Annotated in this window: 2 protein-coding genes; one reads left to right on the forward strand and one right to left on the reverse strand. The window is 53.9% G+C overall.

Annotation, left to right across the window (positions count from 1 at the left end; translation table 11 throughout):
• The first annotated feature begins 368 nt into the window (after positions 1-368).
• Positions 369-1,157 (forward strand): ParA family protein, encoded by a 789-nt coding sequence (locus tag C501_RS11860; RefSeq protein ID WP_051064423.1) that lies wholly within the window; start codon positions 369-371, stop codon positions 1,155-1,157.
• A gap of 516 nt (positions 1,158-1,673) precedes the next feature.
• On the opposite strand, the gene C501_RS0100135 is transcribed toward C501_RS11860, so the two are convergent.
• Positions 1,674-2,153: a recombinase family protein gene (locus C501_RS0100135; RefSeq protein WP_083906467.1), complete on the reverse strand. Its 480-nt coding sequence runs from the start codon at positions 2,151-2,153 to the stop codon at positions 1,674-1,676.
• Between the last annotated feature and the right edge of the window lie 47 nt (positions 2,154-2,200).

The raw sequence follows: 2,200 nt of genomic DNA on the forward strand, positions 1-2,200 counted from the left end.
GATAAGCAGAAAGCAGCGTTCGGGAAGACTCATAGGATTATCGCTATAGATTCTTACGGTCATGGAAACTCCTCTCCCGGGACCAGGGCCTTCACCTACTGGGACACCGCTCAGCAGTCGTCCTGGTCAAGGCATACCGTCCACACATACCATCAGGATACTTCCATCTATCTGCATTTCTGTCTGGACATAATTATTTGCCAATAATTATGTCCAGACAGAAATGCAGAAAGACATGCAGCAGGAAGTATGGAAGGATGTAAAGAAAGACAGAAAGACATCCATAAATACGTATGGATGTAAAGCCAGACGTATGGACATATGGCTTTACATCCGGACATAATGAATGACTGGAGAGGTGGTGACGCATGCCAACGGTAATTGCCATAGGAAACCGTAAAGGGGGCGTCGGCAAAACAAGCGTGACGCTCATGATTGCCGAAGGCCTGGCACTCAAGGGACGCCCAGTTCTGGTCATAGATTTGGATCAGCAGCGCAACCTCACCACGACGCTGAAAGTCGACGGTCCTTACACTATCTTTGATGTTCTATACGCAGGCGAAGCTGGAACGCTCGGCCAAGCCATCGTTCCCACGGCCTGGTCGGGGATCAGCGCAATACCAGGAGATGAAGGCCTGGTGCGGATTGACACTGAACCGCTCATGGCAGCGGAAATGCGACTGAAGTCAGCTGCCTGGGGCGTTGAGGAGCTGGAGGCCTTCGATTACGTTCTCCTTGACTTGCCGCCCAACCTGGGCCGACTCACCCTTAATGGGCTCATCTGGGCAGATTACGTGCTGGCAGTCACCGAGACCACAGCTTTCTCGGTCTCCGGGCTTGGGGAGTTCCTGGAGACAGTGGATAAGGTGCGCCGGCAGCCGCACCTCAACCCCGACCTGAAACTTCTAGGCATACTTCCCAACAAATTCCGCTCCCAGTTAGGTGAACACCAGTTCCAGCTGGAGCAAATGCGCGAGGCCTATGGCACCGATGTCCTGGAACCAGTGCTCCCGAACCGCACAGCTGTCTTAGACATGCAAAGCAGCAAAGCACCCTTACACAAATTAGGCACCAGGGGAGCGGCAGCGATTATCGACAAGGTCAGCGAACTCGTAGCGACCATTGAGAGAAGGATCGGTCATGACCGTTCAGCGTGAATCAGCGATCAAGAAACTGCAGAAAGCCCCCACCAAGGATCCAGTAGAGGCGCTAGCTCCACAGCCTGCAGCGGACTCAAGGGCAGCCAAACCCGATCCGGTCGCGGCGAGTATTCCAGCGGAGTCATCACATCAACTGCAGCGTGGCCCAGGCCGCCCTCGGGGTAGAAAACGATCTGAGCCCCTAAGCACCAACATCGAAATGGACTTGAGAGACCGAGTCGATGACTACTGCTACAGGAATAATATGACACTCGTCCAATTCCTAGACGAGGCTTTCAGGCTGAAACTCTCCACAGCAGCATCTGGCGAAGAAAACAAGGATCAATAATTACATCCAGACATAAATAATTAATAAAAATGGAGGGACTGGCTACGGAAGCCGGCACCTCTCAAACTCTCCTTGCACGGGAGAAGGTGTGGGCCCCGGAACCATATGGTTCCGGGGCCCACACCTTCTCCCGTGCCGTCATGGCCTGGTACTCCTAGAACTGTCCTGAGGTGACAAGTAGCGTGTCAGTTGTTCAAAGATTTTTGTTCGTCTTGTTTTTGTTGGTGTCGGTAGAGAGTTGCTCGGGACCAGCCAACAAGGTTAGCTGCTTCGGTAGCTGTTTTTCCGTTGGCCCGCGCTTTGGCCGTGATAAGTAGTTTCTCTGCGATGATCGTTGCGGCGAGGGGAGGGCGCCCGAGGCGTGTTCCAGCATCTCGGGCTGCAGTTATTCCTGCGTTGACGCGTTCGGTGATGAGTTCACGTTCGTACTCGGCCAAGGTGGCGAGCATGTTTAACATGAGCTGGCCTGTTGGGGTCGCTGGATCGATGCCGTCGTGGATTGATCGGATGCTGATTTTTCTTTCGTGGAGTATTTTCACCGTATTGAGGACGTCGATGAGCGATCGTCCGAGTCGGTCGATCCTCCACACCACAAGCGTGTCTCCGGGTGTTGCGTAGTGGGTCTGCCCCGGGTTTGGTTGACAGTTGGGGTTTGGGGTGATCAGGCCGCTTTCGCGTCCGTGTAGATCGTCTCAAACTCTACGGGAGTGAG

Source organism: Acaricomes phytoseiuli DSM 14247, from assembly GCF_000376245.1.
GTDB classification, from domain to species: domain Bacteria; phylum Actinomycetota; class Actinomycetes; order Actinomycetales; family Micrococcaceae; genus Renibacterium; species Renibacterium phytoseiuli.